The sequence below is a fragment of the Nocardia testacea NBRC 100365 genome, from assembly GCF_000308775.1.
Lineage (GTDB): Bacteria > Actinomycetota > Actinomycetes > Mycobacteriales > Mycobacteriaceae > Nocardia > Nocardia testacea.
In genome coordinates this window covers 1-1250 of record NZ_BAGJ01000216.1, presented here as the reverse complement: position 1 = coordinate 1250, position 1250 = coordinate 1, and the positions used below count along the sequence as shown (strand labels likewise).

Here is a 1250-nt window from a genome sequence, read left to right as displayed (position 1 = left end):
ACGGCCCCGCCGCACCCGGCCCCACCCGGTCGGTGCGGGCCGGACCTTGCGGACCACCCGGTTGTTTCGTCCCCGGCCGTCCGGGGCTGCGCACCTGACTCATATCGATGCGCTCGGTGGCATTCGGATCGGGCTTGCGCACCGAAATGGATTCGGTCGGCGCCTCCTCCGGCCGCTGCGGCCGGGGGATCACCACTGTCTTCGCCTCGGTGCCGGCCGGCGACTCGAGTTCGACGGTGGGGTCGGTGGGCTCGGCATCGTCGCCGGCGGCCGCGGCGGATTCGGCCTGGGCCTGTTCCGCGGCGGCATCCGCGCCCGGGCCGGTTTCGGCGACCTCCTCCGCCGCGCCGGAACCCGGCTCGTCTTCGCTCGCGGTGATCTCGGCGGTGGCATCCGCTCCGGCGCCGTCCGCCGCATCGCGTCCGGCAGCCGTCTTCGCGCCATCGGCCGACGCGGCAACCTCTCCCGCGCCACCGGTCGAGAAGGCGGCCGTCACCGCATCACCGGACGAGGCCGCAACATCCTCCGCCGGAGCACCGGTCGCCGCGGCGACCTCCTCGCCACCACCGGCCGATGCGGCAGCCCCCTCCACATCTCCGGCCGACGCAGCAGTCCCCGCCGCCGCAGTGACCTCCTCGCCACCACCGGCCGAGGTGTCGGTTCCCTCCACATCTCCGGCCGACGTGGCAGTCCCCGCCGCCGCACCGGCCTGCTCGCCACCACCGGTTGGAGTGTCGGTTCCCTCCGAGGAGGCGACCGGTGCCGCCGCCGTGCCGGCGACCGGTTCGGTGACCTCCGTGTCGACCGAAGACGCGGCGGTACCGTCCGAACCCGCTTTCTCCACAACGGTTTCCGTGGCAGCGACCTCATCGGCTCCGGCCTGCGCCGCCGCTGCCGGGGTGGTCTGCTCGGCCGGGCCGGTGGAAGCATCCGCGCCCACGGGCCCGTCACCGTCCTCCCCGGACGCCGTTGCCGTCGCACCGGTCGCCGCTTCCGTGTCCTCCTCGGCCGGCGTCGCCGCAACCGCCGCGTTCACGTCATCGGGAGCGTCGTCGCCTGCCTGCCCGGAATCACCCTCGGATCGGCTGTCAGGAGCCGCCGGTTCCGGTTCCGAACCGGCCGAGGGCGCCTGCGCGCCGGATTCGCCGGCGGGAGCCGCTTCGGCGCTCGGAACAGTAGCGGCGGGCGGCACTGTCTCGTCCGAGCCGGCGCCCTCGCCCCGCGCGGTCTCCTCGCCCGGCCCCGCCCCG

1 protein-coding gene is annotated in these 1250 nt (G+C 75.2%); it reads right to left on the bottom strand.

All coding sequences use genetic code 11. From position 1 onward, the window contains the following. Positions 1-1250, bottom strand: a 1250-nt coding sequence (locus ON38_RS25525) for a hypothetical protein (RefSeq protein WP_039827560.1), incomplete at both ends; no start/stop codon positions are given.